General features: G+C 72.5%; 18 protein-coding genes and 2 pseudogenes. 11 read left to right on the forward strand and 9 right to left on the reverse strand.

Translation table 11 applies throughout. From position 1 onward, the window contains the following. Positions 1-32: 32 nt before the first annotated feature. A complete protein-coding gene (locus AMK27_RS05465) occupies positions 33-914 on the forward strand; it encodes an arginase family protein (RefSeq protein WP_073902931.1) in 882 nt (293 codons plus the stop codon). A gap of 170 nt (positions 915-1084) precedes the next feature. On the opposite strand, the gene AMK27_RS05470 is transcribed toward AMK27_RS05465, so the two are convergent. Both AMK27_RS05470 and AMK27_RS05475 read right to left on the reverse strand, forming a co-directional pair. Further along, a complete protein-coding gene (locus AMK27_RS05470; RefSeq protein ID WP_073902934.1) occupies positions 1085-1708 on the reverse strand; it encodes a hypothetical protein in 624 nt (207 codons plus the stop codon). Positions 1709-2007: 299 nt separating this feature from the next. Continuing rightward, positions 2008-4095 carry an RICIN domain-containing protein gene (locus AMK27_RS05475; RefSeq protein ID WP_241847310.1) on the reverse strand — a complete coding sequence of 696 codons (2088 nt, stop codon included), beginning with the start codon at positions 4093-4095 and terminating at the stop codon, positions 2008-2010. A 694-nt stretch (positions 4096-4789) separates the two neighbouring features. Here AMK27_RS05475 and AMK27_RS43450 point away from each other — a divergent pair. From AMK27_RS43450 to AMK27_RS05500, 6 genes and pseudogenes are all read left to right on the forward strand, one after another. Further along, positions 4790-5293, forward strand: a pseudogene (locus tag AMK27_RS43450) (ATP-binding cassette domain-containing protein); the annotation flags it as partial. A 222-nt stretch (positions 5294-5515) separates the two neighbouring features. Beyond that, positions 5516-6616 (forward strand): annotated as a pseudogene (locus AMK27_RS43455) (SpoIIE family protein phosphatase); the annotation flags it as partial. A 199-nt stretch (positions 6617-6815) separates the two neighbouring features. Beyond that, a complete protein-coding gene (locus tag AMK27_RS05485) occupies positions 6816-8738 on the forward strand; it encodes a CASTOR/POLLUX-related putative ion channel (RefSeq protein WP_073902939.1) in 1923 nt (640 codons plus the stop codon). 298 nt (positions 8739-9036) lie between these two features. Then, entirely contained in the window at positions 9037-10014 is a 978-nt protein-coding gene (locus tag AMK27_RS05490) for a hypothetical protein (protein ID WP_073902942.1), read from the forward strand. A gap of 240 nt (positions 10015-10254) precedes the next feature. Next, positions 10255-12117 carry an HSP90 family protein gene (locus AMK27_RS05495; protein ID WP_073902945.1) on the forward strand — a complete coding sequence of 621 codons (1863 nt, stop codon included), beginning with the start codon at positions 10255-10257 and terminating at the stop codon, positions 12115-12117. Then, the gene (locus tag AMK27_RS05500; RefSeq protein ID WP_073902948.1) at positions 12118-15225 is read left to right on the forward strand and encodes a hypothetical protein; all 3108 of its coding nucleotides are present in this window, start codon (positions 12118-12120) and stop codon (positions 15223-15225) included. A 78-nt stretch (positions 15226-15303) separates the two neighbouring features. On the opposite strand, the gene AMK27_RS05505 is transcribed toward AMK27_RS05500, so the two are convergent. The 4 genes from AMK27_RS05505 to AMK27_RS05520 form a co-directional block, all read right to left on the reverse strand. Continuing rightward, the gene (locus AMK27_RS05505; RefSeq protein ID WP_241847311.1) at positions 15304-16299 is read right to left on the reverse strand and encodes an NEW3 domain-containing protein; all 996 of its coding nucleotides are present in this window, start codon (positions 16297-16299) and stop codon (positions 15304-15306) included. A gap of 31 nt (positions 16300-16330) precedes the next feature. Beyond that, complete coding sequence (locus AMK27_RS05510; protein WP_073902951.1) at positions 16331-17770, reverse strand: Gfo/Idh/MocA family protein; 1440 nt, start codon at positions 17768-17770, stop codon at positions 16331-16333. Positions 17771-17997: 227 nt separating this feature from the next. Continuing rightward, positions 17998-18567 (reverse strand): hypothetical protein, encoded by a 570-nt coding sequence (locus tag AMK27_RS05515; protein WP_073902954.1) that lies wholly within the window; start codon positions 18565-18567, stop codon positions 17998-18000. A gap of 527 nt (positions 18568-19094) precedes the next feature. Continuing rightward, entirely contained in the window at positions 19095-20000 is a 906-nt protein-coding gene (locus AMK27_RS05520) for a S41 family peptidase (protein ID WP_073902957.1), read from the reverse strand. A gap of 58 nt (positions 20001-20058) precedes the next feature. Here AMK27_RS05520 and AMK27_RS44135 point away from each other — a divergent pair, with 58 nt between their 5' ends. Then, positions 20059-20655, forward strand: coding sequence for an ArsR/SmtB family transcription factor (locus tag AMK27_RS44135; RefSeq protein WP_073902960.1), 597 nt, complete (start codon positions 20059-20061; stop codon positions 20653-20655). Between the two features lie 62 nt (positions 20656-20717). Continuing rightward, positions 20718-21545, forward strand: a complete 828-nt coding sequence (locus AMK27_RS05530; protein WP_143204811.1) for a hypothetical protein — start codon at positions 20718-20720, stop codon at positions 21543-21545. Positions 21546-21617: 72 nt separating this feature from the next. Here the strand turns inward: AMK27_RS05530 and tatA are convergent, their stop codons facing one another. Beyond that, entirely contained in the window at positions 21618-21857 is a 240-nt protein-coding gene (gene tatA, locus AMK27_RS05535) for a Sec-independent protein translocase subunit TatA (RefSeq protein ID WP_073902965.1), read from the reverse strand. A gap of 60 nt (positions 21858-21917) precedes the next feature. Then, positions 21918-22493: a TerD family protein gene (locus AMK27_RS05540; RefSeq protein WP_073902968.1), complete on the reverse strand. Its 576-nt coding sequence runs from the start codon at positions 22491-22493 to the stop codon at positions 21918-21920. A 79-nt stretch (positions 22494-22572) separates the two neighbouring features. Here AMK27_RS05540 and AMK27_RS05545 point away from each other — a divergent pair, with 79 nt between their 5' ends. Next, the gene (locus tag AMK27_RS05545; protein ID WP_241847313.1) at positions 22573-22998 is read left to right on the forward strand and encodes a BlaI/MecI/CopY family transcriptional regulator; all 426 of its coding nucleotides are present in this window, start codon (positions 22573-22575) and stop codon (positions 22996-22998) included. A gap of 4 nt (positions 22999-23002) precedes the next feature. Continuing rightward, positions 23003-23980 carry a M56 family metallopeptidase gene (locus AMK27_RS05550; RefSeq protein ID WP_073902974.1) on the forward strand — a complete coding sequence of 326 codons (978 nt, stop codon included), beginning with the start codon at positions 23003-23005 and terminating at the stop codon, positions 23978-23980. Positions 23981-24064: 84 nt separating this feature from the next. Here the strand turns inward: AMK27_RS05550 and AMK27_RS05555 are convergent, their stop codons facing one another. Beyond that, positions 24065-25123 (reverse strand): sporulation protein, encoded by a 1059-nt coding sequence (locus AMK27_RS05555; protein WP_073902976.1) that lies wholly within the window; start codon positions 25121-25123, stop codon positions 24065-24067. Positions 25124-25410 lie beyond the last annotated feature (287 nt).

Consider the following 25410-nt stretch of genomic DNA (forward strand, 5'->3'; position numbering starts at 1 on the left):
CGCGGTCTGCCCGACGGGGACACCATGGACGTATGACGCTGCCCGGCGAGCGTGGCCTTGCCGTCGTCGATGCGCCGTCCGTACTCGGACTGCGGCCGTCCGGGGTGCAGGAGCTGCCGGACGCCGTGCTCGGCGGAGTGGCGCGGGTCGCGCGGGTCGAACCGCCCGCGTACGACCCGGTGCGGGACGCCGGGACAGGGGTGCTCAACCCAGGTGGGATCGCGCGGTACTCCGTGCGGCTGGCGGATGTCGTCGGCGAGGTGCTCGACTCCGGGAGCTTTCCCGTCGTCCTGGGCGGCGACTGCAGCATCCTGCTCGGGAACCTGCTCGCCCTGCGGCGCAGGGGCCGGTACGGGCTGCTGTTCCTCGACGGCCACACGGACTTCTACCGGCCGTCCGCCGAGCCCACCGGCGAGGTCGCGTCCATGGAACTCGCCCTGGCCACGGGGCGCGGCCCCCGGCGGCTCGCCGATCTGGAGGGGCTGGGGCCGCTGGTGCGGGACGAGGACGTCGTCGCCTTCGGTTTCCGGGACGCCGACGAGTCCGCCGCCGCGGGGAGCCTGCCGCTTCCGCCGCGGCTGTACGCCCTCGCGCTCGACGACGTGCGCGCGGCCGGCGCGCGGGAGGCCGCGCGCGGCGCCGTAGCCCGCCTTGCCGAGCGGGAGGGGTACTGGGTCCACCTCGACGTCGACGTCCTGGACGACGCGATCATGCCCGCCGTGGACTACCGGCAGCCCGGCGGGCTGAGCTGGGCCGAGTTGGAGGACGTCCTGAGGACGGTGCTGGGCCACGAGCGGGCCGCCGGGTTCGACGTCACGATCTTCAACCCGCGGCTCGACCCCTCCGGGACGGTCGCGGGCCGTCTGACCGACTGCTTGCGACGCGCCTTGGCGGTCGAGGACCCAGCGGTGTAGCGCGGCGGTCGTCCGCGGCGGTGTCGGCTGGGGCCCTTCGACGGCCCCCGCGTCGATCCGGGGTCCGACCGGGGGCCCGTCGCCCCAGGGCCCGACCGGGGGTCCGTCGCCCGGGGCCCGGTCGCGGACTTGCGGCGGACCGGTGCGAGCCGGGGCGCGTGCTGTCGCCGTCAGCGTCGGCCTCCCCTCCTGCGCCGGATCCAGATTCCCGCGGCGGCTCCGGCCAGTGAGGCGACCGCGAGCCCGATCGTGGTCAGCCAGGGACCCCAGGTCTGCTCGTCCTCGCTCTCGGCCGCGCTGGCGGTCTTCGACGGGGACGGGGACGCCTTCGGAGCCGGCGACGTCACCCGCGCGCTGTGAGGAGTGCGGGCCGGCGTGGCCGCGGTGCCGCCCGGAGTCGACGCGGTACTGGGTGACGAGGGGGCCGCCGCCACCGTCAACTGCCGTTCGGAGTGCCCGAGTGCGGGCTGTCCGGCCGCGACCGTGACCTTCCAGACGCCGGTCGGCAGGGCTTCGGCGGTGGTCCAGGCGGTGGGTCGGGTGCCGCGGACGAGCTTCCAGGGGCCGGCCGTGCGGAGGCCGTCCGCGCTGACGGCACTGACCAGCGCGGCGACCTGCTCGTCGACGGGATCGCCGTCGTTCTCCCAGGTCACCTCGGTCAGGACGTGGCCGTCCCGGTGACCGGTGATGACGACGTCGAGGTTGTCGCCGTGTGCGGCGGCGGGCTGCGGCAGGCCGAGGCCGAGGACGAGCGCTGTGGTGAGGACGAGTGCGGGGCGGGTGGCGGTGTGCATGGCGGTGCTCCGGTCCGGTACGGGAGGGATGGCGTGGGCCTTCCCGGCTGGGGCTGACGAGTCGTGTCCCGAGCGGTGCGCGCGGTTCGCGGGGATGGCGGTTCGCGAGGGCGAGGGTTCGAGCCGGTGGTGGTACGCCAGGGGGAGGGTGTTCCTAGCGGCGAGGGTTCGCGCGGGTGATGGTGCGCGGGGGCGGGCTTTCGTGGCGGTGGTGGTACGCAAGGGCGAGGGTTCGCGAGGGCGGGCCGCCGTTCGGCGGCCCGCCCCAGGTGCGACGCGGACGGGACCCGCGGGCCGGTTCAGCCGGCCCGGCGGGCCGTCCAGATCTGCGCCGGCCGGCCGTCCACGCGCTGGAGGTCGAGCAACCAGGACCCGTAGTACGGGCGGGTGCTGACGGTCAGTGCGTAGGAGCCGCTCCGGTCGGTGAGGGTCACGGCGCCGTCCGCGACCGTCATCCGCCACTGCTGGGCGGAGGAGCCGGCCGCGCAGGGCTGCTGGGCCACCCACATGCCCGGGGCGGGCGTGCCGCCGGGCTGCAGGCACTTGGCTGAGGCCGCCGACCGGACGCGTACGAGACCGCTGCCCGCGTCGTCGAAGTACCACTGCTGCTGCTCGTAACCGTTGCTCTGAGCACCGACCAGTACCGTGCCGTCGGCGCTCCGGCCGCCCCACAGCTGGGCGCTCAGTCCGGTGCTGCCGTTGGAGAGCAGATAGCGGGTGCCGGGGGTGGTGGTGCCGCCCGCTCCGGCGGTACGGAAGCTCGTCGCCCGGCCCGGTCCGCTGTCACGGCCCTGGCCGTCGCGGACGGAGACGGCGGCGGTGTGCGAGGTGCCAGGCCGTAGGTTGTAGATCCGCAGCGCGGTGCCCTGCACCCAGGTCAGGTGCCTGCCGTCGAGGAGCACCTGGTACCAGGACGCTCCGCCGACCCGGGGCCAGCTCACCACGACGGAGTCCGCCTGGATCTGGCCGACGGTCACGTCAGGCCCGGCGCCTGGCCGCGGCCCGGTCTGCGTGGGGGTCGGCGTCGGTGTCGGCGTGGGCGTCGGCGTGGGCGTCGGCGTCCGGGTAGGAGTGGATGTCGGGCTGGGTGTGGGGTTCGGCGTCGGGTCCGGTCCGGTGCCGCCGCCCTTGGTCCGCATGAGGAACTGGTTGTCGGCGATGTTCCAGTGCGTGGCGAGGTAGCTGCCCGGCCGTGGACTGGTGTGGAAGTAGTCGTCGTGGTTGCAGTCGAGGATGTTCTCGGAGGCCCGGTTGGTGCAGACGTTGCGCATCTGCGGGTAGTACGGGGTGTCCGAGTAGCACATCACGTCCCACTCGTCCGTACAGTGCGCGCCCCGGCTGGTGTTGGGCGCGCTGTTGTTGACCGCACCGAGGTTGTGACCCAGTTCGTGGGCCGCGGTGTGTCCGCCCCAGCAGCCGCTGTCGGTACGCCCGTACGAGGGGCCGAAGTTGCTCAGGTTGGACTGGGCCGGCCGTTCGTCCCCCGCGAAGGTGCCGATGCCGCAGTACACCTGCGCGTCGGCGAAGATCATGTACTTGCGGTCGCGTCGGTCGAGGCCCTTGGCGGCGAGCGCGCGGTTGGTGGCGCTGAACTCCGACAGCGCGGAGTCGGGCAGTTCGATGTTGAGGACCGTGGGTGTGCAGTCCGCTGCCGTCACGTACCGGATGTGGCGGACGCCGCCGGTCTCCTCGGCGCTGGCCGAGTAGATGAGGTCGGCGTCGGCGGCCCACTTGCGGAAGGAGGCGAGGTACTGGGAGTACCGGTCGCGTCCCGGGCCGTGGACGTACACGACCTGGACCCGGTTGCCGGTGCTGCCGTCGCCGTCGCACTGGACGGTCTGCCCGGCGGGCCCGGCGGCGGCCGTGGTGGTCCCGGTGGCTGCCGGAGCGGCGGTGGAGGGACTCGGTGACGCGGCGGCCGGCGTACGCGGTGCCTTCGCGTCGACGGCGGGCGCGTCCTGCGAAGGGCCCTGGCCGGTACGGGGCGCGGGCCGCGGTGCCGCCGGTTTCGCGGGATCGCTCGCGGGTGCCACGGACTTGACGGCCGGGGGAGTGTCCTTCTTGATGTCGACGCCCTTGGGCGGCGCGTCGGGGCCGTGGGTGCACAGCCCGGTGGCCGTGGCGTAGACGCCCGCGCAGCGGTCTCCCTCAGGGGCCACCTTGAGCCCGTCGTACACCATGCCCTTGGCCGGCTGGTTGTCCGGCTTCTTCTCGATGGGCTCGGGCTCCACGCTCCTGGCCGGCGCGGCGGCGGGAACGGCGGTGTCGGCGACGGTGGTGACGGGGGTCTCGAGGCGGGCGAGCGGAGTCCTCTCCGAGTCCGCCCGTCCCGCCCCGTAGGCGATCCCGCCGGCTATGACGGCCGCGACGGCCATCGCGGCGGTCACGCCGATGAAGGGTCTGCGGGGCCGTGCCCGGCGGGTACGACTGTCCTTCGGCTTCCTATGTCTAGGCATGCACACCTCAACTCTTTGGTCAGAAGACTGGGTGCGCGGAAGCCTGTCAGAACCTTCCCGTGGAGAATTGGGACAAAGGGGAGAGTGTTCAAATAATCCATTCCGTTACCTACGCCTCCGTATCTGATGAACACTCAACTGGCTTTAGAATAAAGCTAGTTGAGGAAAAGCTGACGCCTTGGTCCAGGCCTTTCAGGTGCTCCCGTTATGCGATTGAAATAATTCCTGATGGTTATTGACGCGAATTCAGTGAAGGATTCATCTAATTTCTCACCTCGTGAATCCCTTCGATCACCACCCGTGAGCACGCCTGCGGGCCGAGCCCGCTTTCCGGCCCGGCGCGTCGGCTGCGAGACGGTCCTGACGCCTCCTGACGCCGCCGGAAGGTCCCGCCCTCGTCGGCGGCGGCCCGGGCGCGCCGAAGAGCGGGGGCGTTCCTGGACGGTGGGACGAGTCCGCGGGAACGTGCCGCCGAACGGGGCGTTCTCGCGTGTCCCGTCTCCACCGTTCACCGGGCGGGCACCGGAGTGGACAACCCTTGCCGAAGGTTCCTCGGAAGGCCCGCCCGGTCGGGCGGCGGACCGGGTGCCGTCCGACGGGCCGCGGAGAGGGTGGAGGTGGGCGAGTGCCCAGGGGGCCGCTCCTGTCCCTGCGCGGGATCACCAAGCACTTCGGTGGCGTCGTCGCTCTCGACGCGGTCGACCTCCGGGTGGACCGGGGACAGGTGCTCGGTCTGGTGGGTGACAGCGGAGCGGGCAAGAGCACTCTGGTGAAGGCGGTTTCCGGTGTCGTCCCGCCGGATGCGGGGACCATCGAGTGGCAGGGCGTCCCGGTCGAGCTGCGCCGACCCGTCGACGCCCGACGCCTCGGCATCGCCACCGTCTACCAGGACCCGTCGCTCGTCGACCGCCTGGACGTGGTCGCCAATCTCTACCTCGGCCGCGAACTGCGCAGGTTCGGGGTCCTGCGGCAGATCGAGATGGAGAAGCGGACCATCGCCCTGCTCGAACGCCTCGCCATCAGCCTCCCCGGCATCCGCACCCCCGTGAAGTCGCTCACCCTGGGCCAGCGTCAGACCGTGGCCATCGCACGTGCGCTGCTGGACAGGCCCGAACTGGTCGTCCTGGACGAGCCGACCGCCACGCTCACGGTGGGACAGACCTCGCGGATGCTCGACCTGATCCGCCTGCTGCGGGACCAGGGCCACGCGGTGATCATGGTCAGCCACAACCTCGACGACGTGCAGGCCGTCGCCGACCGCATCGCCGTGCTCCGCCTGGGCTGCAACGGGGGTGAGTTCGAATCCCGGTACACCAGCCAGGAACAGCTCGCGGCCGCCATCAGCGGCGGCCATCCACTCGCGGTGACGCTCCAGCAGAGCCTCCTGCCACGCGGGCTGCCGGCGCAGGACGCCGTCGAGGCCGCCCACCGGTACCTTCCCGCACAGGCGGGCGTGGGCGGAGACTGGTTCGACGTGATCCCGCTGTCCGGCGCCCGCGTCGCACTCGTGGTCGGCGACGTCGTCGGACACGGCCTGCACGCCGCCGCCACCATGGGGCGGCTCCGTACCGCCGTGAACAACCTCGCCATGCTCGATCTGCCCCCCGACGAACTCCTCACCCACCTCGACGAGGTCGTCGCCCGCATCGACGACGAGCAGACCGCCGGCGGCCGCGAGGACGCCGTCATCGGCGCCACCTGCCTCTACGCCGTCTACGACCCGGTCACCTGCCGCTGCCAGCTCGCCCGCGCCGGGCATCTGCCGGCCATGCTGCTGAGCCCCGACGGCACCACGGACATCCCCGATACGCCGGTCGGCCCGCCACTGGGGTTGCGCGGGCTGCCTTTCACCACGGTCGAGTTCGACGTCCCCGAGGGCAGTCAGCTGGTCTTCTACACCGACGGGCTGGTGGAGTCGCGGACCCACGACATCGACGTGGGCCTGGAGCGCCTGCGCACGGTCCTGTCCCACCCGGGGCGCAGCCCGGAGGAGACCTGCCGGGCCGTGCTCAGGGGGATGCTTCCCGCGGACTCGGCCGACGACATCGCCCTGCTGGTCGCGCGTACCCGCGCGTTGCCCGGCGACAGGATCGCCGAGTGGAACGTCCCGCCCGACCCCTCGGCGGTGTCCGCCAGCCGGGCCGCCGCCACGGCCCAGCTGCGCCGCTGGGGACTCGACGACCTCGTCCTCGGTACGGAGCTGATCCTGAGCGAACTGGTCACCAACGCCATGCGGCACGGCGGCAGCCCGATCGGCGTCCGCCTGGTGTACGGGCGGACGCTGATCTGCCAGGTCGCCGACGGCAGCAACACCTCGCCGCGCGTACGGCTGGCGGCGGACACGGACGAGGGCGGACGCGGCCTCTTCCTGGTCGGCCAGATCGCCCAGCGCTGGGGGACGCGGTACACCGAGGCCGGGAAGATCATCTGGACCGAACAGCGCTTGCCCTGACGCGGTGAACCCCGTACCCGGGGAAACGCGGCCGGACACGGCGCCCGGGCGCACGGCGGAGTGGGGAGGAGCGCGAGGAGGCATGCGGGAGCGCGAGAGCGCTTCCGGGTCGAACACCTGACGCCCGGCCGCCTGCCCGAAAGGATGAACGGAGCCCGTCACCGGCGTTTCGCCCCGGTGCCGCCGTCACCCTGCTGACGTGCGCAAGGAGTTCGAGAACAGGGTCCCGCCCCAGCGGCCGTCCCGTCCCGCCGCCGTCCCGGGCCCGCCTCCCCCCGGCCCGCCCCACCACCGGCACGTGGCATCGCTGCGGGACCGGACGCAGTACTGGGTGGACCGCACCGTGGTGAAGGGCATGACCGCGGCGGCGGGCTGGCTCGCGCTGGTCTGCCTGGCTGTGGTGGCACCGGCGAGCGCCCTCCTCGTCTGGACCGACAACCGCTCGCCCGACACCCTCCAGGGCAAGGTCGCGACCGTCTGGCGGACCGTCGGCCAGACACTCCGGATCGGCGGCGAGGTCGGCCCGCCGCTGCGGATGGTCCTCTCCGTCCTGCTGGCCCTCGTCTCCCTCCTCTACGTCTCGACTCTCGTCGGCCTCGTCACCACCGCGATCACCGACCGGCTGACCGAGCTCCAGCGCGGCCAGTCGACGGTCGTGGAGCGCGGCCACTCACTGGTCCTCGGCTGGTCCGAGCAGACCCCGACGCTCGTCGCCGAGCTGCTCGCCGCGCATGCCCAGCGGCGGAACAGCGCGGTCGTGGTCCTCGCCGACCGCGACAAGCTCGACATGGAGCGGGAGTTGCGGGCGGTTCTCGCCGCCGCCGGCGTCCGACGCGTCCGGCTCCTCTGCCGACGCGGCCGCCCCGCCGACCCGGCGGCTCTCGCCCGCGTCAGCCCGGCCGCCGCAGGAGCGGTCGTGGTGCTGCCGCCGGACACCCCCGAGGCCGACACCCAGGTCGTCAAGACGCTGCTCGCGCTACGGGCCGTGGTCGGCGACACGAGGCCGGTACGGGTCGTGGCGGCGGTCCGGCAGACCCAGCACGTCGCCACCGCGCGGCTCGCCGCCGGGCCCGGCGCGGTCGTCCTCGACGTCGACGGCATCGCGGCCCGGACCCTCGTCCAGTGCGTCATCGAACCCGGCCTGTCGCTGGTCCTGGAGGACCTGCTCGACTTCGCCGGCGCCGAGCTGCACGTCCACCGTGTCCCCGGGCTCGGCGGCAGGACCTTCGCCGCGCTGCGGGCGGCCTGCGCGGACGCGTGCGTGGTGGGCCTCGTACGGCCCGACGGTTCCCCGCTCCTGAACCCCCCGCCGCAGACGGTCCTCGGCCCCGGCGACGCCGTCGTCGTCCTGGCGACGAACGAGACCCCGCCGACGTGGAACGGAACCCCGGTGTCAGAGTCCCCGCCGCCCCCGCCGCCTTCGCCCGGGCAGGCCGCGACCGCCTCCGCCATCCACGCCGTCCCCCGCCGCGTGCTCGTCCTCGGCTGGAACCGGCGAGGCCCCGAGGTCGTCGACGGGCTCGCCCGCAACGGCTGGGAGGCGGTCCGCGGGGAGACCCCTCCCATCGCTGACCCGGCCGACCGCGTCCTCGTCCTCGGCGGCCCGGACGGCCACCCCGACCCCGACGAGCACACCCTTGTCACCCTCCTCCGGCTCCGCGCCGCCGAGTGGGAGTCGGGCCGCCGGAGCCCCACGGTCGCCGAGCTGACGGACGCCCGGCACAGCCCCCTCGCCCCGGTCGGCCCGCACACAGACCTCGTGGTCGGCGGACGGCTCGTCGGCCTGCTCATGGCCCAGGTCTCGCAGACCGTCGAACTCGCGGCGGCCTTCGACGAGCTGTTCTCTCCGGAGGGCAACGCGGTCCGCCTCCGTCCCGCCACCGACTACGTCCCCGCCGGGACCGAGGCGTCCTTCGCCGCACTCGTCGAGGCCGCCGGACGGCACGGCGACACCGCCCTCGGCTACCGCCCCGGAGACTCCCGGATCCCGCTGCTCAACCCGCCGAAAGCGGGAACGCGCCGTTGGGCGCACGACGACACTCTGATCGTCGTCACCACGGCCGGAACCCACCAGCCCCAGGAGCACCCTGTCAGGCCGGCCGACACCTCCGTACTCCCCTGAGGCACCACGGAGAAGTCCGGGTGGTGCCCCACTGGGTCGAACCAGGGCACCGGGCGACAAGGGCCGCCGTCACCGCGGCCGCGGAAAGCCTCTACAAGCATGTGCGGAACGATCTGACTCCCGATCCCGCGGGCCCGGCGTGTGGCGGCGGGGGATTCGACGGGGTGGGAAGCGCTCGTCGGATGGGGCGAGCTGCCCGGAGAAACAGATGTGCGATTGTCGGTCACGCGTGATAGTCACTACCTCCACAGGAGAGTGATCACCGACCTCCCTGTTCGGACATGCAAGGGGTGGGGATATGGCGTTGCTCGGCGACTGGGGGCTCACGCTGGGGAGATGGGCCGGTCGGCCCAGCGCTCGGGTGCAGAAGGACTCCGGCGATCCCGCGGTCGGCCGCGTACGGGAGGCCGCCAAGGCCGGGAACTGGACCGCCGTGCGCGAGGTGCTCGAGGCGCGTCCCGAGAGCGAGGACCGGGTCGAACTCCTGTGGGCCGTCGGCGACACCGCCGGAGTCGAGCGGTGGATCGCCCCGGTCCTCGAAGCGGAACCGGAGGCGGCCCTTCCCAGGCTCGTGGCGGGGATCCGTCACATCAGCTGGGGTTGGGAGGCCCGCACCAGCGCTTTCGCCTCCCAGGTCTCGCGCGAGCAGTTCGACATCTTCCACGCGCGCCTGCGCGCGGCCGAGACGTGGCTGTACGAGGCCGCCGAGCGCGAGCCGCTGTGGGTGTCCCCCTGGTACGGCCTCCAGGTGACCGGACGAGGCCTCCAGGTGGGTCAGGCCACGGCGCGGCGCCGGTTCGAGGCGACCGTACGAAGGGACCCGCGCCACCTTCAGGCGCACCAGCAGCAGTTGCAGCAGGTCTGCGACAAGTGGGGCGGCTCGCACGAGGAGATGCACGCCTTCGCGTGCGCGTCCGCGTTCGGAGCCCCCGGGGGCACTCCGCTCGGCCAGCTCGTCGCCATCGCCCACATCGAGCAGTGGCTCTCCCTCGACGCGGGCGAGGACGCGGCGTACATGGGCGGCTACGAGGTGCGGGCCTCCCTCCACGAGGCCGCCGACCATTCCTTCCGGCACCCGGACTTCGTCCACGAGGGCAGCGGGATCCAGGTGCTCAACACCTTCGCGATGGCCTTCTCCGTCGCCGGGGAACGGGACGCGGCGCGGGAGTGCTTCCGGGCGACCGAGGGCCGTGTCACCGAGTTCCCCTGGTACTACCTCAACGGATCCGACCCCGCGGCGGCGTACCGGAAGCGGCGCTCGGCGACCGGACGCTGACGCGCCCGGGACACGGACGCCCAGCCCGTAACCGTTCGTTCGGCTCCGCAGCGGGACGCCGAATCCGTACCCCTGCCTCCGATGCCGCAGCCGGACGCCCACGCGTCCGGGCGCCGGCACCCGCACCCGTACCCCCTCCGCCGCCTCCGTCGCCACGCGACCCGAGCCCGCCCACTCCCGCCCGCACCGTCGCCGCTCCGCCCTCGTGGCGTCGGCGCGTCCACGGAAAGACTCCGCCAGGTGTCCCACTCCTCATCCGCCCACACCTTCCAGGTCGACCTGCGCGGCCTCGTCGACCTGCTCTCCCACCACCTCTACTCGAGCCCCCGCGTCTACCTGCGCGAGCTCCTGCAGAACGCCGTGGACGCCATCACCGCCCGCCAGGCGGTCGACCCCGGCGCGCCCGCGACCATCACCGTGCGCACCGGTGACACCCTCACGGTCACGGACACCGGCATCGGTCTGACCGAGGCGGACGTCCACCGCTTCCTCGCCACCATCGGACGCAGCTCGAAGCGGACCGCCGACGGAGCCCTCGACGGGGCCGGACTCGACGCCGCCCGCGGCGACTTCATCGGCCAGTTCGGCATCGGCCTGCTCGCCTGCTTCGTCGTCGCCGACGAGATCACGGTGGTCAGCCGGTCCGCCAACGACCCTTCGGCCCCCGCCGTCGAATGGCGCGGTCACTCCGACGGGCGTTACACGATCCAGACGCTGCCCGCCTCGGCCGTGCCCGAGCCGGGGACGACGGTGCGACTCACCCCGCGCGCCGACAACGCCGAGTGGACGAGCCCGGAGCGGGTCGTCTCCCTGGCCCGGCACTACGGCGGCCTCCTGCGGCACGAGGTCGCGGTCGTCGGACCGCGGGGCGAGAAGCACCAGGTCAACGAGGCGCCCCCGTGGGACCGGGACCACCGCTCCCCGCTGGCGCGGCGCGAGGCCTTCACCGCGTACTGCCGCGGCCTCTTCGACTTCACCCCGCTCGACACGATCGAGCTGGACCTCCCGGCGGCGGGGCTGCGAGGTGTCGCGTACGTCCTCCCGACAGCCGTGAGCCCGGCGCAGCGCGCGGGGCACCGGGTACACCTCAAGGGAATGCTGCTCACCGACCAGGCGCCCGAACTGCTGCCGGAGTGGGCCTTCTTCGTGCGCTGCGTGGTCGACACCACCAGTCTGCGGCCGACGGCCTCCCGGGAGGCGCTGTACGAGGACGGCACCCTGTCCGCCGTACGGGACGCCCTGGGAGAGCGGATCCGCGACTGGCTCACCGGGCTCGCCGCCAGCGACCCGTCGCTGCTTCACCGCTTCATCGACACCCACCACCTCGCGGTGAAGGCACTCGCCCGGCACGACGACGAGCTGCTGCGGATCGTGCTGCCCTGGCTGCCGTTCGAGACCACCGACGGCAACGTCACGCTGGAGGAGTTCGCCCGCACGCACCGCACCCTGCTCGTCACCCGCAGCGTCGAGGAGTTCCGTCAGGTCGCCCCGATCGCCGCGGCTGCGGGCCTGGGCGTGGTCAACGGCGGCTACACCTACGACCGCGACCTCGTGCACCGGCTCCCCGAGATCCGTCCGGGCACGGCCGTCACGGACCTCGATCCCGCCACCGTCACCGCCCACCTCGACGCCGTCGACCCGACCGCCGAACTCCGGTCCGCCGCGTTCCTGTCCATCGCCCGGGAGACGATCGGCGTCCACGACTGCGACGTGGTCCTGCGGGACTTCCAGCCGGTCACCGCCCCGGCGCTCCTCCTCGACAACAGGGACGCGCGCCACGAGCGGACCCGCTCCAGCCTCGCCGCCGAGAGCGACGGCCTCTGGGCCGACATCCTCGGCTCCCTCCGGCACGAGACCCCGCGCGCCCAGCTCGTCCTGAACCACCTCAACCCGCTGGTCCGCCAGGCGATCACGATCAGCGAGCGGGGGCTGGCCGTCACGGCCGCCGAGGCCCTCTACGGCCAGGCGCTGCTGCTCAGCCGCCGCCCGCTCCGGGCGAGCGAGAGCGCCCTGCTCAACCGGGCCTTCATCGGCCTGCTCACCCACGCCATGCACCAACCCGGCACGGCCACGCCCGGCTCCGAGCCCCGGAAGGAACTGTAGATGCTGGACACGCCCGAGGCCGTCGTCGAGGCGCTCCGCGAGAACAACGAACGTCCCCACGGCCTGCCCCGTACCGTGACCGCGGAGGAGCTCGTCGAGGCCGCCGAGCCCTTCGACAAGCCCGACGTCCTGGTCACGGCCCTGCTGGAGCTGATGTCGGCGTACGAGTTCACCGGCGAGCACCGCAAGTCGCCGGTGGTCTTCGCCCGGCTGCTCAAGCTGTGGGACACCGCTCCCGAGGCGTTCAGCCAGTGGGAGGCCCACCAGGTCTTCTGGCGGTTCAAGTGGGTGACGACGTCCCTGCTCCAGGTCCCCGAGATGCCGCTGGCATCCGTCCGGAGCTGGATCGAGCAGATGCGCGGCCGGTACGAGGCGGCCGAGCACGGCATGCAGCCGGTGGCCGCGATGCGCTACCATGTGGCGCTCCACACCGGCAGCGGTCTCGACGACGCGTACGACCTCTGGGCCACCCGGCCCCGGACCGAGCTGAGCGACTGCGAGGCCTGCGAGACCCGCCACTTCGCCTGGCACCAGGTGGTGGCGGGAGACGACGCGGGCGCGCTGGACACCTGGCGGCCGGTCTTCGACGGCGCCCAGTCCTGCACCGAGGAACCGCAGGTCAGTCAGGCGCGCGCGTTGCTGCCGCTGCTGCGTCTGGGGCGGACGGACGAGGCCCGCTCCCACCACCTCACCGGCTACCGACGGGTCCGTGGCCACACCGGCATGCAGGAGGAGGTCGGTCTGCACCTGGAGTTCTGCGCCCTCTCGCGCAACGAGGGCCGGGGCCTGGAGATCCTGGCGGAGAACCGCCCCCTCTTCGAGGCGACGGGCGCACCGCTGGCCCATCTGGAGCTTCTCACCGGTGTCGAGGTGCTGCTCGCCCGGCTCGTCGGCGACGGCCACGGCGACACCCCCGTGGCCGGCCCGCCCGGCCGGACCTGGACGGCGGCCGGACTCTCCGCCCACGTGCGCTCCGAGGCGGACCGGCTCTCCGCCGCCTTCGACGCGCGCAACGGCACACCGGCCGTCGGGGACCGCCGCCGCTCACGTCTCGAGCGGCGTCCGCTGCTCGACGAGCCGCTGCCGCTCGGGCTCAGGTCGTCCGCGACCCGCTCTCCCGCACGGGCGGGCGCGGCGGCGGGGGCAGGTGCGGCCGTACCCGCCCTCGCGGCCACGGCCGGGCCGGAGGTTCCCGACGACTTCTTCTCCCTGGTGACCGAGGCACGGCGGATGGCCGCGCTCGGACATCCCGGGGACACCCGCCTCTGGACCCGCGTAGCCGAACGCGTCGCGGAAGACGGCACCGCGCACGATGACCGGCTCGGCCCGGAGGAACTGCTCCGCGCTGAGCTGGCCGAGCAGCGCGCGTACCGACTCCTGCAGGACGACCGCCACGCGGAGAGCGTCGCCGAGCTGGAGCTGGCCGCCGACCTGTTCGAGCGGCTCGCGATGCCGTGGCAGGCGCTCTCCACGCGGGCGCGTGCCCTTGCCTGGGGGACCACGTCCGAGGCCGCCGCGGACCTGGTCCGCGCGGCGGGGGACGGCGACGATCCGCGGGTGGACACGGACACGGACAAGAACGGCGACACGGACGCGGATACGGACAGGGACGGCGACGATGGGCCGGCGTCCACGAGGGCGGATGCCGTCCGGGCCTCCCTCGACGCCTGCCTGCGCGAGGCCGAGCGGCTCAGCACCGAGGCTCCCTTCACCGGCGAGCCGCAGCCGCTCGGCGAGGCCGAGGCCGTCGCCTGCCCCGACCTGGCGTCGGATCGCGCGCTGGAGTACCTGACCGTCCTGTACTCGGCGCTGTTCGCCGCCTATCAGGACCTCCAGCGGCACCTGCCGGAGGCCCCTGACGCGGTGTGCGAGCGGTTCGAGGAGGCGGCAGGGCGGCTGCGGACAGAGGCGGAGCGCCTCTCCGTGCGCCACCACGTGGCCAACACCCGCCAGTTCATTGCCGACATCGCCGTCCAGCGCGGTGACACCGCCCTGGCGGAGTCGGAGCTGCGCGCGGCCCTGGAGGACGTCGAGGCGTCCGGGCGGCCCTGGCGGGGTTCGCGGCCGCGCGCGCTGCTCGCGCAGATCCTCCTGGCGGGGCAGGCGCCGGCGGAGGCTGCGGAGCTGCTGCACCGGGCGATCTCCGACGCGGTGCGGTACGACGACACGGACTTCCCGCTGGCCCCGACGTACGCACTGCTCGGCCACGCGTCCTCGCACCTCGGGGACTCCGCCGGCGCCGTGCGCCACCTCTCCGAGGCGGCCGCGCGGTTCGACCAGGACGGGACCCACGACGACGCCGCCCAGGCGCGTCTGCATCTGGCCGACGTCCTCGCCGGTACGGGGCAGCAGGCGGACGCCGTCGCCGTGCTGGAGTCCGTCCTCACCGACGAGGCGGCCGCGTCGCTCGACGAACGCCTCGTCGCCCAGGCCCGGCTCACCCTGGCACGCGGGATGCGGGAGCTGGAGGAGTTCCTCGCCTCGGCCGAGGAGTTCCTGCGTCTCGCGGACACCGTCGCGGCCTGGGAGGACGACCGCACGACCCACACTCTGGTGGCTGCCGAGGCGGCGACGACGCTCGCCATGGCCGACCGCTGGGAGGCGGCGGGCACGGCGTACGAGCGGGCGGTCGCCGCGCACGCCGAGGCGCCGCACCCCCCGCTGATCGTCCATATGATGCGCGAGTTCGCCCGCCTCACCATGGCCGCGCGGGAAGAGGACGGCGTCGACGAGGCACTGCGGCACCTGGTGGAGGCCGACGCGGTCGTCGCGGCCGTTCCGGACGGCACCGGGGACTTCCAGCGCTGGTACGAGACCGGCGAGATCCATTACCGCCGAGCCCGTGTCCTCGCCCAGGCGGAACGCTTCCCGGAGGCCCTGACCGAGGCGGAGGCGGCTGTCGCGGCGCACGAAGAGGGCGGGCCTCAGGGTGAGTTGGCGCGCGCCGAGGCGGTCAGGATCGCGGCCCTCATCGAGGGCAACTGCCTGGGCCGCTTCCAGGAGGCGGTCGCCCGCCTCACGGTGGCCGCGTCCCGCTGCCGCGAGGCGGACCTCACGCAGGCCGCCGAGATCCTGGACTCCCTGCGCGAGGACTACGCGACGCGGTAGCCGGGGCCGGAACGGCAGCCGCCCCCGGACCGGAGGGGTTCGGGGGCGGCTGCCGGGGATCACGTCATGCGTACGGGATCAGGAGGCGACGGCCATGTCGAAGACGTGGATGCCGGCGTTGTCCGGCAGGACGACGAAGTCGACCTGCTTGCCCGCGTCGAGCGGGATCGAGTGGGCGAACACGCGGTAGGCGATGCCCGCGTTTCCGTATCCGCTCGGGCGGTTGCGGCCGTCGGACGACGCCACGAGCGTCGCGCCGTGGGCGTCGGCCGCGGCGAACGACCAGTTGGGGAAGCCGAACGACCCCTTGGTGGAGGTGCCGTCCTTGTAGTACACGGTGGCACTGCCCGTCGCGCTGCTCCCGACGCCCGAACCCAGGAGGACGAGCCGGCTGCCCTGGCCGCTCAGAGCGACGGCCTGTCCGGCGCTCGACACGTTGTCCTTCGTGCCGCTCGGCACGTCCGGCCAGGTCAGCTTCGCACCCAGCGCGCTCACGGGCGCGCCGCGGGTCAGGCCGACCGCGGCGAGCTTCTGTGCGGAGAAGCTGTTGCCCTCGCCGTCGTAGTCACCGGGGGCCGTGTTGCTCTCGTCCGTGATCGCGACACCGTTGTAGGCGGCCTTCAGGCTCGCCAGGGGCTCGCCGCTGCGCTGGGACAGCGTGCCGGTGGCGGACCCGGCGCCGTCACCGCCCTTGTAGGTCACGGCAGCGGTGAACGTCCGGATGGTGAAGCCCGGGCGCTGCTCCGGCACCTGGATCCTGAACTCGGTCTCGGCGGACTGGCCGGTGGCCAGGGCGCCGCTCACCACCCGTTCGGCCGGCTGGACCGCCCAGCCCACCGGTCCGCCGAACGACACCTTCAACGACCGCATGCGGTCGGGTCCCGCGTTCCTGACGGTCACCTTCACCGTCGAGATGGCCGGCCCCTGGAGGTCGACCGGCGTGATGACCACCTCCGTCTTCGCCGGGGCGGATGCCGGTTGCGGTCCGGCCGCGACCGCCTGCGCGGGGACGAGAAGCATGGCCCCCGCCACGGCCGCGGCTCTGAACAGGGTGATCACTCGGGCTGATCGCACGGTCGGTCTCCTTCGCGGTGGTGGGGGATGGTCAGGCGACCGGGGGCATCTCGGAGGCACGTGAGTCCAGGCCCATCCGCAGGTTGACCCAGGCGCCCCGGGTGAAGTCGGGGATCTCGACCGGACGGCCGCCCGCAGCCAGGGACTTGACGCTCAGCGGCACGGGGGAGCACCAGGCGGCCGAGTCGTAGACGTCGATGTCGGGCACGAGTCCGGCGCGCATCAGCTGGACGGTGCGCCACTGCAGCACGTAGTCCATGCCGCCGTGACCGCCGTTGTTGGCGGCGTCGTCGCCGATCTTCTTCCACAGCCAGTGGTCGAACTCCTTGCGGTAGGAGTCGAAGGCCCGCCAGGAATGGCCGCCGTGGTCGGGCTCGACGTAGATGCGTCCGCCGCTCGTGGCCATGACACCCGCGTAGTCCTCGAAGATGCCGCGACTGCCCGCGAGGCTGTTGATCCGGCTGTAGGGGCGCGGCGAGCTGACGTCGTGCTCGGCGCGGATGACCCGGCCCTTGGCGGTGTCGATGAGGCAGGTGACGAGGTCACCGTTGACGTACGTCTCCTTCCACGACGGGTGCGACCTGGGCACGAAGCGCTCGCGGTAGTCGGCGAGGCCCTTCGGTTCGGTGGCGGTGGCCCGCAGCACCGTCATCCGGTCGCCGCGGTTGATGTCCATCGCGGCGGCCACCGGAGCCAGCCCGTGCATGGCGTAGAAGGACGCGGTGCTGCGGGTGTGCCAGCGACGGCGCCAGGCATCGGTGTAGTACGTGTCGGAGAAGAGCAGTTCGCGCAGGTCGTGGAGATATCCGCCGTGGCCGTTGGTGATGTCGCCGAAGAGGCCCTCGTGCGCCATCTTGAGCATCGCGAGCTCGTTGCGGCCGTAGCTGCAGTTCTCGGCGAGCATGAGATGCCGGCGCGTGCGCTCCGAGGTGTCGACGAGGTCCCACAGCTCGTCGAGGCCGGTGGCGATGGGCAGTTCGACGATGACGTGCTTGCCCGCCAGCATCGCCGCCCTGCCCTGCTGGTAGTGGAACTCCCAGGGGGTGGCGATGTAGACGAGGTCGATGTCGTCCCGTTCCAGCATCTGCGTGAACGAGGCGTCGGAGCCGCCGTACTCCGCGGGGCGGGGCTTGCCCTTCGCGACGAGTTGGTCCGCGGTGCGCCGGGCGCGGTCCGCCCTGATGTCGCAGACGGCGGTGACCGTACAACCGGGGACGACCGACCATCCCTCGGCCATGCCCGAGCCCCGGTTGCCGAGGCCGATGACGCCGACGCGGACGGTTCCGTAGGAGGCGTACGGGACATCGATCATGGACTTCTGGCCGGGCCTGCGCCGCGGGACGGCGGCCGGCACGGCATCTGCCTGTGCCGCGGGGGAGGCCTGGGCGGTGCCGACACCGGCTGCGGCTGCGCCGGTGGCCAGAGCTCCTCCCAGAAGCAGGCGGCGTGATACTGCGGGGATCTGAGGCATGCGGAAACGCTCCTCGTCCGTATCGGCGTGATCGGCATCTCTGACGGTCAAGACTCTGGCGGGCGAGCACAGGTGTGTCAATAGATGCTCGATAGGCCTGAGTTACGAACAAGAACATGCAATCAGGTCGCGTGGTGAGCGCAGTTGCCGTCCGGCCTCCGCGTCGGACCGCCCGGGGTTCGACCGCCCGCGGTCCACTGGTGGCGTGTGGGTGAGGCCCCGGGGCGTCAGTCGAAGCAGCCGGTCTTCGCTCCGTCCGTCTCGGAGCCGACCTCGACCTCGAACCCGGCGCCCGAGTCGAACTCCGGCCCGGCGTCGTAGTCGTGCTCGAACTTCAGGTCCTCGGCCGAAGTGAACTGCACGGTCAGCAGGAGGGCTTCGCCGTCACCGCCCCTGGTGAAGCACAGTCCCGCCGTCGTGTCGGGGGTGCCCTGGTCCAAGGGGTCGTGCTGCACGTGCCAGCCGTCCGCCTCGGCGGTGATGCGGTAGAAGTCCACGACCTTCTGCCGGGAGCCCGGGAAGGCGTAGACGCGCGCGGCGTACAGCCAGGCGTCGCCCGTGTCGTCGACGCAGCGCGAGTCGACGGAGTCGAGCCCCTTCGGAGCGGTCGCCCCTTCGGGGACGGTGGTCAGGATCGACTGGGAGCGCAGGCCCTTCAGCCGCGCCGCGGTGTCGTCACAGGTGTGGAACGGGGACAGCGTGGAGCAGCCGGTCAGGCCCGCGGTCATCAGCGCGGTGGCCAGAAGCAGGGTGACGGGCGGGGCGAGCGGCCGGGCGGGACGCAGGGACAGCGGCATGGAGTCTCCCGGAGGTCGTGGAGGGGGAGGGGGAGTGGGGGTGGGGAGGGGGCGGAGCCTGGGCGGTCCGGAGGCGCACCAGGCGGTACGCGGGTGCCGGGGCACGCCCTTCCACGGCAGGACACCGGACAGAGTCATGGCGAAGGCGCAACCACCCGCGCCCAGGCTCCTGCAGGCCTTGCCCTCTCCGTACTTCTAGCGCCAGGCCGAGACACGGCCGAGGACACCTACGGCTCGGGTCGGTGCGCCCTGAGCAGGGACTACTCGACCGAAAGGGGCGGAGTGGAGCGAAGTGAGAGGCGGGGCCGGCGCGCTCGCCGCGCGGCGAGCGCGGCGCGAGGAGGTAGGGCCGCGCGGTGGGGTGCCGGCTGTGGCTTCAGGAGATCCCGCCGGGTGGGGTGTGCTGTCGTGGTACGGGGTCAGGAATCTTCGCGCGGGCAGGCCTCACGCAGGGCGCCGAGATCCTCGGCGCCCTGCGTGCGGGGTACGCCCCGCGTGAGGAGTACCCGCCCTGCGTCAGGAGTGCCTCAGTCTGCGAGTCGAGCGGCGGCCAGCGTGCGCGCCCGGTCGAGGGCGTCGGCCGCGGGGCAGAGGACGTCCGGCTGGACCCCGGTGCCTTCCCAGTTCGTGCCCGAGACGGGATTGACGGCCCGGCCCATGGGGACGGTGACCTCCAGGTGGGGGTGAACCGTCCAGCCCTTGCAGGGGTGCGCGCCGCCACGGGTGCGTTCGCCGACGACCACGGCACGGCCGAGCTGCTGGAGGTCGTACGCCAGCTCCTCGGCCGCGGAGAACGTGCTCTCGCTGGTCAGCACGTACAGCGGCTTGCTGCCGCCGAACCGGGCGCCGGGGACGTGCGGCAGGCTCCAGGACTGCTCCCTGCGGTCGCCCTTGCGCCAGTGCATGCTGTTGAGGTGGGTGCGCCGGTCCAGGAGGTAGCTGCAGACGAAGGCGACGGTGTCGGGATCGCCGCCGCGGTTGGCGCGGAGGTCCACGATCAGCGCCTGGGCGCGGGACGTCAGCGTGAGCGCCGCGGCCAGGGGCTCGGCGGCCCAGTCCAGCGGAAACAGCATGGGCGCAAGCTCCAGCACGGCGATGCCCCCGTCGTGCAGGCGCACCAGCGGTGCACCGCCGAGCGAGGTGTCGAAGTCCCGGCGCATGGCCTCCATCGTGGCGGCCCCCTGCTCCGGGGACACCGGTTCGGCGTGGTGCTTCAGCCTCAAATGCCGGTCGCCGTTGACGGACTGCAGGTCCGCGGTGACCAGACCGGCCAGCTCCTCGGCGCCGTCGACGTCGTAGGCGCCCTCGGCGAGGCGCCGTCGCAGCAGGTCGGCGACCTGCTCCGCTATCTCGGGGAACACGTACTGCTCACTCACCAGCCGGGCTGTCTCGTCGATAACAGGGGCCGTCGGAAGCTTCGTTGAAGTCGTCACGGCGGGAAGTACAGCACCACCCTTGCGTAAGCGTCAAAGAATTTAGACACTTCTTTGCATGCCTGATCAGCTCCCCTACCAGCCGCCGCCCGAGGACGTCCTGGAGATCGGTGCCCCCGAGCAGTTCGCGGCACTGGCCCACCCGTTGCGCCAGCGGCTGCTCTTCGCCCTCGGCCACCGGCCCGCGACCACCAGCCAGCTCGCGACACAGCTCGACGCGAAGAAGGGCAACGTCGCCCACCACCTCAAAGTCCTGCGCGAAGCCGGACTGATCCACATCGCCGAGACCCGCCAGGTCCGCGGCGGCACCGAGCAGTACTACCAGCGCACGGCCCGCCACATGATCGTCGCCCGCCCCCAGGCGGCGGGGACCGCCGCGATGCTCACCGCCGTCGCCCAGGAGCTCGACCGCTCTCCCGTCGACCCCCACCTGACACTGCGCCACCTGCGTCTCGGCCCGGCGCAGGCGAAGGAACTCGGTGAGACCCTCACCCGACTCGTCGACGAGGCGGAGGAGGATCCGGAGGGGCAGCCGCTGCACGGGGTGCTGGTGGCGCTCTACCAGCAGGCCTCACCCACCGGCTCCACCGGCTCCACCGGCTCCACCGGCACCACCGGCACCAGCGACACGACCACAACCACCGGTCCGACCTGATGGCATCCACCGCACAGAGCGGCACGCGAGGGCAGGGCCGCTCCCGCCCTACGATCACACCCATGTCGATCACATCGTCCATGCCCGTCCTGCGGGGACGCGGTGCGACCGTTCTGAGTGCGGTGCGAGGCGGGCTGGTTCTGGAACGCCCCGGCGGGCAGGTGATGATCCCCTTCAGGGCCATCGCCCGCGTCCACGTCGAGGCGCGCGAGGTCACGGTCGAGCTGAGCGCCCCCGCGGGGGCGGAGCCGTCCGTCCACCGGATCGAGGAGGTGAGTGCGGCCGCGGCCGCCGCCTTCGCCGACGCGGTGAACGTCCTGCTGCCCGCCCCTGTCGAGGACGTCGACGGCAGCGCCCTCGTCGAGGTGCGGACCTTCACCCGTACCTGGCTCCAGAGGTTCCGGCGCACGCTGGGGCGGGTCCTGCTCGGTTGCCTGGGTGGAGTCCTCGCGCTGTCCGTGACCAACGCCGTCGCGGGGGACGGGCCCACCACGGTGACCGGGGCCCTCTTCGTCGCGGCGCTGGGTGCCCTGGCCGTCGTGGGCATCGGGCTCGGCGCGGTGTGTGTGGTGCCGTGGTTGCACGAGACGCGCCGGCGCAGGTACGGGGTGACCGTCATCGCTGAACAGGCGGACGGGCAGGGGACGTACCGGTACACGGACGGCAGTGGCACCGTCCGAGCCTTCTCCCACCCCAGCCCGGCGCCGTCCCTCCAGGCCTGCTACGACCCACGGGACCCGTCGGACGTGCTCGTGCTCCAGGATCGGTCGTCGCGGCTCATCGACATCGCGCTCGGATCCTGCTTCCTGCTCGCCGGACTCGGTGGGATCGCGGCCGTGGTCGGTCTCGTCGCCATGACGATCCTCGGCAGGCCGCTCCTCCAGCCGTAGCTCAGTCGGTCCTGCGCCGCTCCTCCAGGCGTCCTCGCACGGCGTACTGCCCCGCTTTCCGGGCGGTCCACGTCACCGGCGATCGCCTTGCCGGCTGTCGTGCTCGACGGCCGGTTCCTGGATCGGGCGGCTGTCGGTGGCCTGGTAGGTGGCCTGCGGGGGCGGGCCGCCGTCGGCCTTCATCGCCCTGGACTCGCTCTTGAGGATGCGGGCCGCCTTGCCCGCGCTGCGGGCGAGGTCGGGCAGCTTCTTGGCCCCGAGGAGCAGAATGACGACGATCAGGAGGATCGCTATCTCGCTGATTCCGAACACTGGCTTCCGTTCTCTGGAGGGGCTGACTCGCTCGGTGACTCAGGCGACTCGCTCGGCGGCTCAGACGTTGACGCCGAAGTCGGCGGCGATGCCGGCGAGTCCGGAGGCGTAGCCCTGACCCACGGCACGGAACTTCCACTCGGTGCCGTGACGGTAGAGCTCTCCGAAGATCATCGCGGTCTCGGTGGCGGCGTCCTCGGAGAGGTCATAGCGGGCGAGTTCGACGCCGCCGGCCTGGTTGACCACCCGGATGAAGGCGTTGCGGACCTGGCCGAAGCTCTGGCCGCGGTTGTCGGCGTCGTGGATGGACACCGGGAAGCTGATCTTCGTGATGTCGGCGGGCACGGCGGCCAGGTCGACCTTGATGGCCTCGTCGTCACCGTCGCCCTCGCCGGTGAGGTTGTCGCCGGTGTGCTCGACCGAACCGTCCGGGCTGGTGAGGTTGTTGTAGAAGACGAAGTGACGGTCGGAGGCGACCTTCCCCGTGTCGTTCAGGAGCAGGGCGCTCGCGTCGAGGTCGTAGTCGTTCCCGGTGGTCGTGCGGACGTCCCAGCCCAGGCCCACCAGGACGGCGGTCAGCCCCGGTGCCTCCTTGGTCAGCGAGACGTTGCCACCCTTGGAGAGGCTTACACCCATGTCGTCTTCCTTCGGAGCCGTAGCGTGTTGGAGCCTGTGATTCTACAGTGATGTAGAGCGAGTGGGAAAGGGTGAGGCGATGCGTCGGGAAGGGGACGGGACGGCGATGGGCGAACGCGACGGCCATGACGCTGTTCCGCGGCGGCGGGCCCAGGGTGAGCTCGAAGCGCAGGTGCTGGCCGCGCTGCGTCAGGCATCCGGTGCCCGCACCGCGGGGCGGGTGCAGGAATGGCTCGGTGGCGATCTCGCCCAGACGACCGTCATCACGATCCTGACGCGCCTGCACGCCAAAGGCGCGGTGAGCAGGCGGCGGGTGGGCCGGTCGTTCGAGTGGACGGCGGTCGCGGACGAGGCCGGGCTCGCCGCCCTGCGGATGCGGAAGGTCCTGGACGGCGAGGCGGACCGGAAGACGGTCCTCGCCAGGTTCGTGACGGCCCTCTCACCGCATGACGAGAGCCTCCTGCGCGAGCTGCTCGCGCAGGAGCACTCGGAGGGGGAGAGCTGACGGCGTGGGGGTCTTCGTCTTCCTGCCGCTGGTGCTGCCCTTGACGGCGTGGCCGGTGGCGCGCCTTGCCGAGCACCACCTTCATCCGCGGATGGCCACGTGGCTGCTGACGGGTGCCTCGGCCGTGCTCGCCGTGTGCAGCACCCTGTCCCTCGCACTGCTGATGGTGGTCGGCACCGCGCAACTGCCCGGCAACCCGCTGCCGGACGGCTGGTCCGACCCCGAGGTCCGTGAGGCCGTCCCCTACGACGAGGTCGCGGGCAGGATCGCCATTCCCACCCTGATCCTGGTCCTCGCCTCCTGTGCCAGGGCCGCGTGGCGGCATCGGCGCGTACGCCGACGGGCCGGCCGCGCGTTGGAAGGACTGCCCGCGACCTCGGTCGTGGTGCTGCCCGATGCCAGCCCGTACGCGTACGCCCTTCCGGGCCGGAAGAGCCGCGCAGGCGTCTTTGCGAAGGGCCGCGCGACGGGCGGGGCGAGGGATCGTGTCGTGGTCACCACCGCGATGCTCGCCACGCTGGCCGGGCCGGAGCGACGCGCGCTGTTCGCCCACGAACGTGCCCACCTGGCGGCCCGCCATCACAGGTTCCTGCTGACCGTGCAACTCGCCGCCCGCGCGAACCCGTTCCTGCGGCCCCTGCGTACAGCCGTCACGTACACCACCGAGCGGTGGGCGGACGAGGAGGCGGCCACGAGCGTCGGAAGCCGACGGGTCGTGGCCCGGGCGGTCGGCAAGGCCGCGCTGATCTCGCGCGGCGCGCCGTCCGTGACCCTCGCGGGGTTCGCCGTGGTCGGCCCCGTGCCGCGCCGCGTCGCGGCTCTGCTGGGTCCTGCTCCGGCCGCCCGCTCGTGGCCGTCCCTGTTCACCGGCGCGGGCCTGGCCGCGTGGGGGGCGGCGGCCGGCACCGCCGCCTCCGCGCTGTCCTCGGCGAACTCGGCCGTCACGCTGTTCGTGATTCTGAAAGCGGCGACCCCGCTCTAGCGGGCTCTCCCAGGGCTCTCCCAAGGCTCCGCCGGGCTCTCCCGGGCGATGCGAGGGCTGAGGGGGCCGGGCGGGCTGGCGTGCTCAGCCCTCCTCGCCTTCGTCCTCGCCTCCCTCGTCCTCATCATCTCCCTCGAAGAAGTCCCCGACCTCGTCGACGACTTCGGCTGCGACCATGCCGCCGACGACCCCGACGGCGACACCGGCAGCACCCGCCGCGACCACGGTGCCCATGCCCATGCCCGTCCCCGTGTCGGAGCGGTGGCCGTGCCCGGCCCCGTGACCGGAGTGGCCCTGGTGCTCCTTGCCGGCGTACGGAGCGCCGTGGTCACCGGCGTGGGCCCCGTACGGGGACGGTGCCGCGTACGAGACGCGGTGCTCCACGAGCTGACGCATCCACGACTCCACCTCGGTGTTCCAGTCCACTCGTTCGACGCCGTCATGGCTGACTGTGTGGCGGCCGAGGACGTCGTGACCCTCGGAGAGGAGTCCGCCGCGCTTGTCCGCTTCCAGGACGACCTCCATTCCGCCCGGTCCGGCGAGGAAGGTCACCTCGATCTCGTCGACCTGGTGCGCGTACCCGGGCGAAGGGGTGATCTCGATCTCCTGGTAGAAGGGCAGTTGCTGGCCCGTTCCGCTGATGTGCCCGAGTTCGAGGTCGGCCGACCTGAAACCGAAGCCGAGCTGCCCGAGGGCCTCGAGGATCGCCTCCTGGGCGGGCAGGGGGCGTACCGCCAGCGGGTCGAGGTCGCCCTTGTCCTTCCCGCCGGCGACGCCGAGCTCGGTCCGTACGCCCAGGGTGATGCCCAGGCCCTGACCGTACAGCTCGGTGATCGGGGTCTCCCAGGGCAGGGGGAAGGAGAACGGCACGCTGCGCAGTTCGCCCTCCGCGAGGCGGAAGCCCCCGCTCACCACCTGCCGGTGGAAGACCACCGCGCCCTCGGACTCCCCGCCGTCGTGTTCGGCCTCGACGTGGGCCACGAGCTCCAGGGTGATGTGCTCGACGGTGAAGTCAACACTGCCGCCCTTGAGGTGGACGTGCCCGCCGAGATGGCCGCCCGGCGTCACCGCGCCCGGGTCGAGGGCCGTGTCCACGGACGGGCCGCCGACACCGAGCGAGCCGAGCAGTCGCTTGAACACCATGGTGGCGTTCACTCCTTCATGTGTGGTTCGGATGCTGTCGAAGCCCTCCCGAGGTTTCGGAGGGGCGAGGGGACCCGGCCCACGCGATCCGATCCGATCCGATCCGATCCGGCCGATCCGATCGGATGCGCGTGTCATCCGGGCCTTTCCTCTACAGCTCTGTAGAATGCTAAGGGCTGAACGCGTCAACGGGGGTGCACTCAAGGGTGCTTCGGAGGGGAAGTCCGAAAGATCGGCTCGAAATCCGGGCTGCGGCCGGTCCTGCGGCCGGTCCCGCGGCCGTGGTG

It is taken from the genome of Streptomyces sp. CB02009, assembly GCF_001905825.1.
GTDB lineage: Bacteria > Actinomycetota > Actinomycetes > Streptomycetales > Streptomycetaceae > Streptomyces.

Bases quoted from the DNA above. Each gene is read 5' to 3' on its own strand.
- AMK27_RS05555 (WP_073902976.1), bottom strand. From the start codon at position 25,123: ATGGTGTTCAAGCGACTGCTCGGCTCGCTCGGTGTCGGCGGCCCGTCC.
- AMK27_RS05540 (WP_073902968.1), bottom strand. From the start codon at position 22,493: ATGGGTGTAAGCCTCTCCAAGGGTGGCAACGTCTCGCTGACCAAGGAG.
- AMK27_RS05500 (WP_073902948.1), top strand. From the start codon at position 12,118: ATGCTGGACACGCCCGAGGCCGTCGTCGAGGCGCTCCGCGAGAACAAC.
- AMK27_RS05515 (WP_073902954.1), bottom strand. From the start codon at position 18,567: ATGCCGCTGTCCCTGCGTCCCGCCCGGCCGCTCGCCCCGCCCGTCACC.
- AMK27_RS05510 (WP_073902951.1), bottom strand. From the start codon at position 17,770: ATGCCTCAGATCCCCGCAGTATCACGCCGCCTGCTTCTGGGAGGAGCT.
- AMK27_RS44135 (WP_073902960.1), top strand. From the start codon at position 20,059: ATGCCTGATCAGCTCCCCTACCAGCCGCCGCCCGAGGACGTCCTGGAG.
- AMK27_RS05545 (WP_241847313.1), top strand. From the start codon at position 22,573: ATGCGTCGGGAAGGGGACGGGACGGCGATGGGCGAACGCGACGGCCAT.
- AMK27_RS05465 (WP_073902931.1), top strand. From the start codon at position 33: ATGACGCTGCCCGGCGAGCGTGGCCTTGCCGTCGTCGATGCGCCGTCC.
- AMK27_RS05490 (WP_073902942.1), top strand. From the start codon at position 9,037: ATGGCGTTGCTCGGCGACTGGGGGCTCACGCTGGGGAGATGGGCCGGT.
- AMK27_RS05470 (WP_073902934.1), bottom strand. From the start codon at position 1,708: ATGCACACCGCCACCCGCCCCGCACTCGTCCTCACCACAGCGCTCGTC.
- AMK27_RS05530 (WP_143204811.1), top strand. From the start codon at position 20,718: ATGTCGATCACATCGTCCATGCCCGTCCTGCGGGGACGCGGTGCGACC.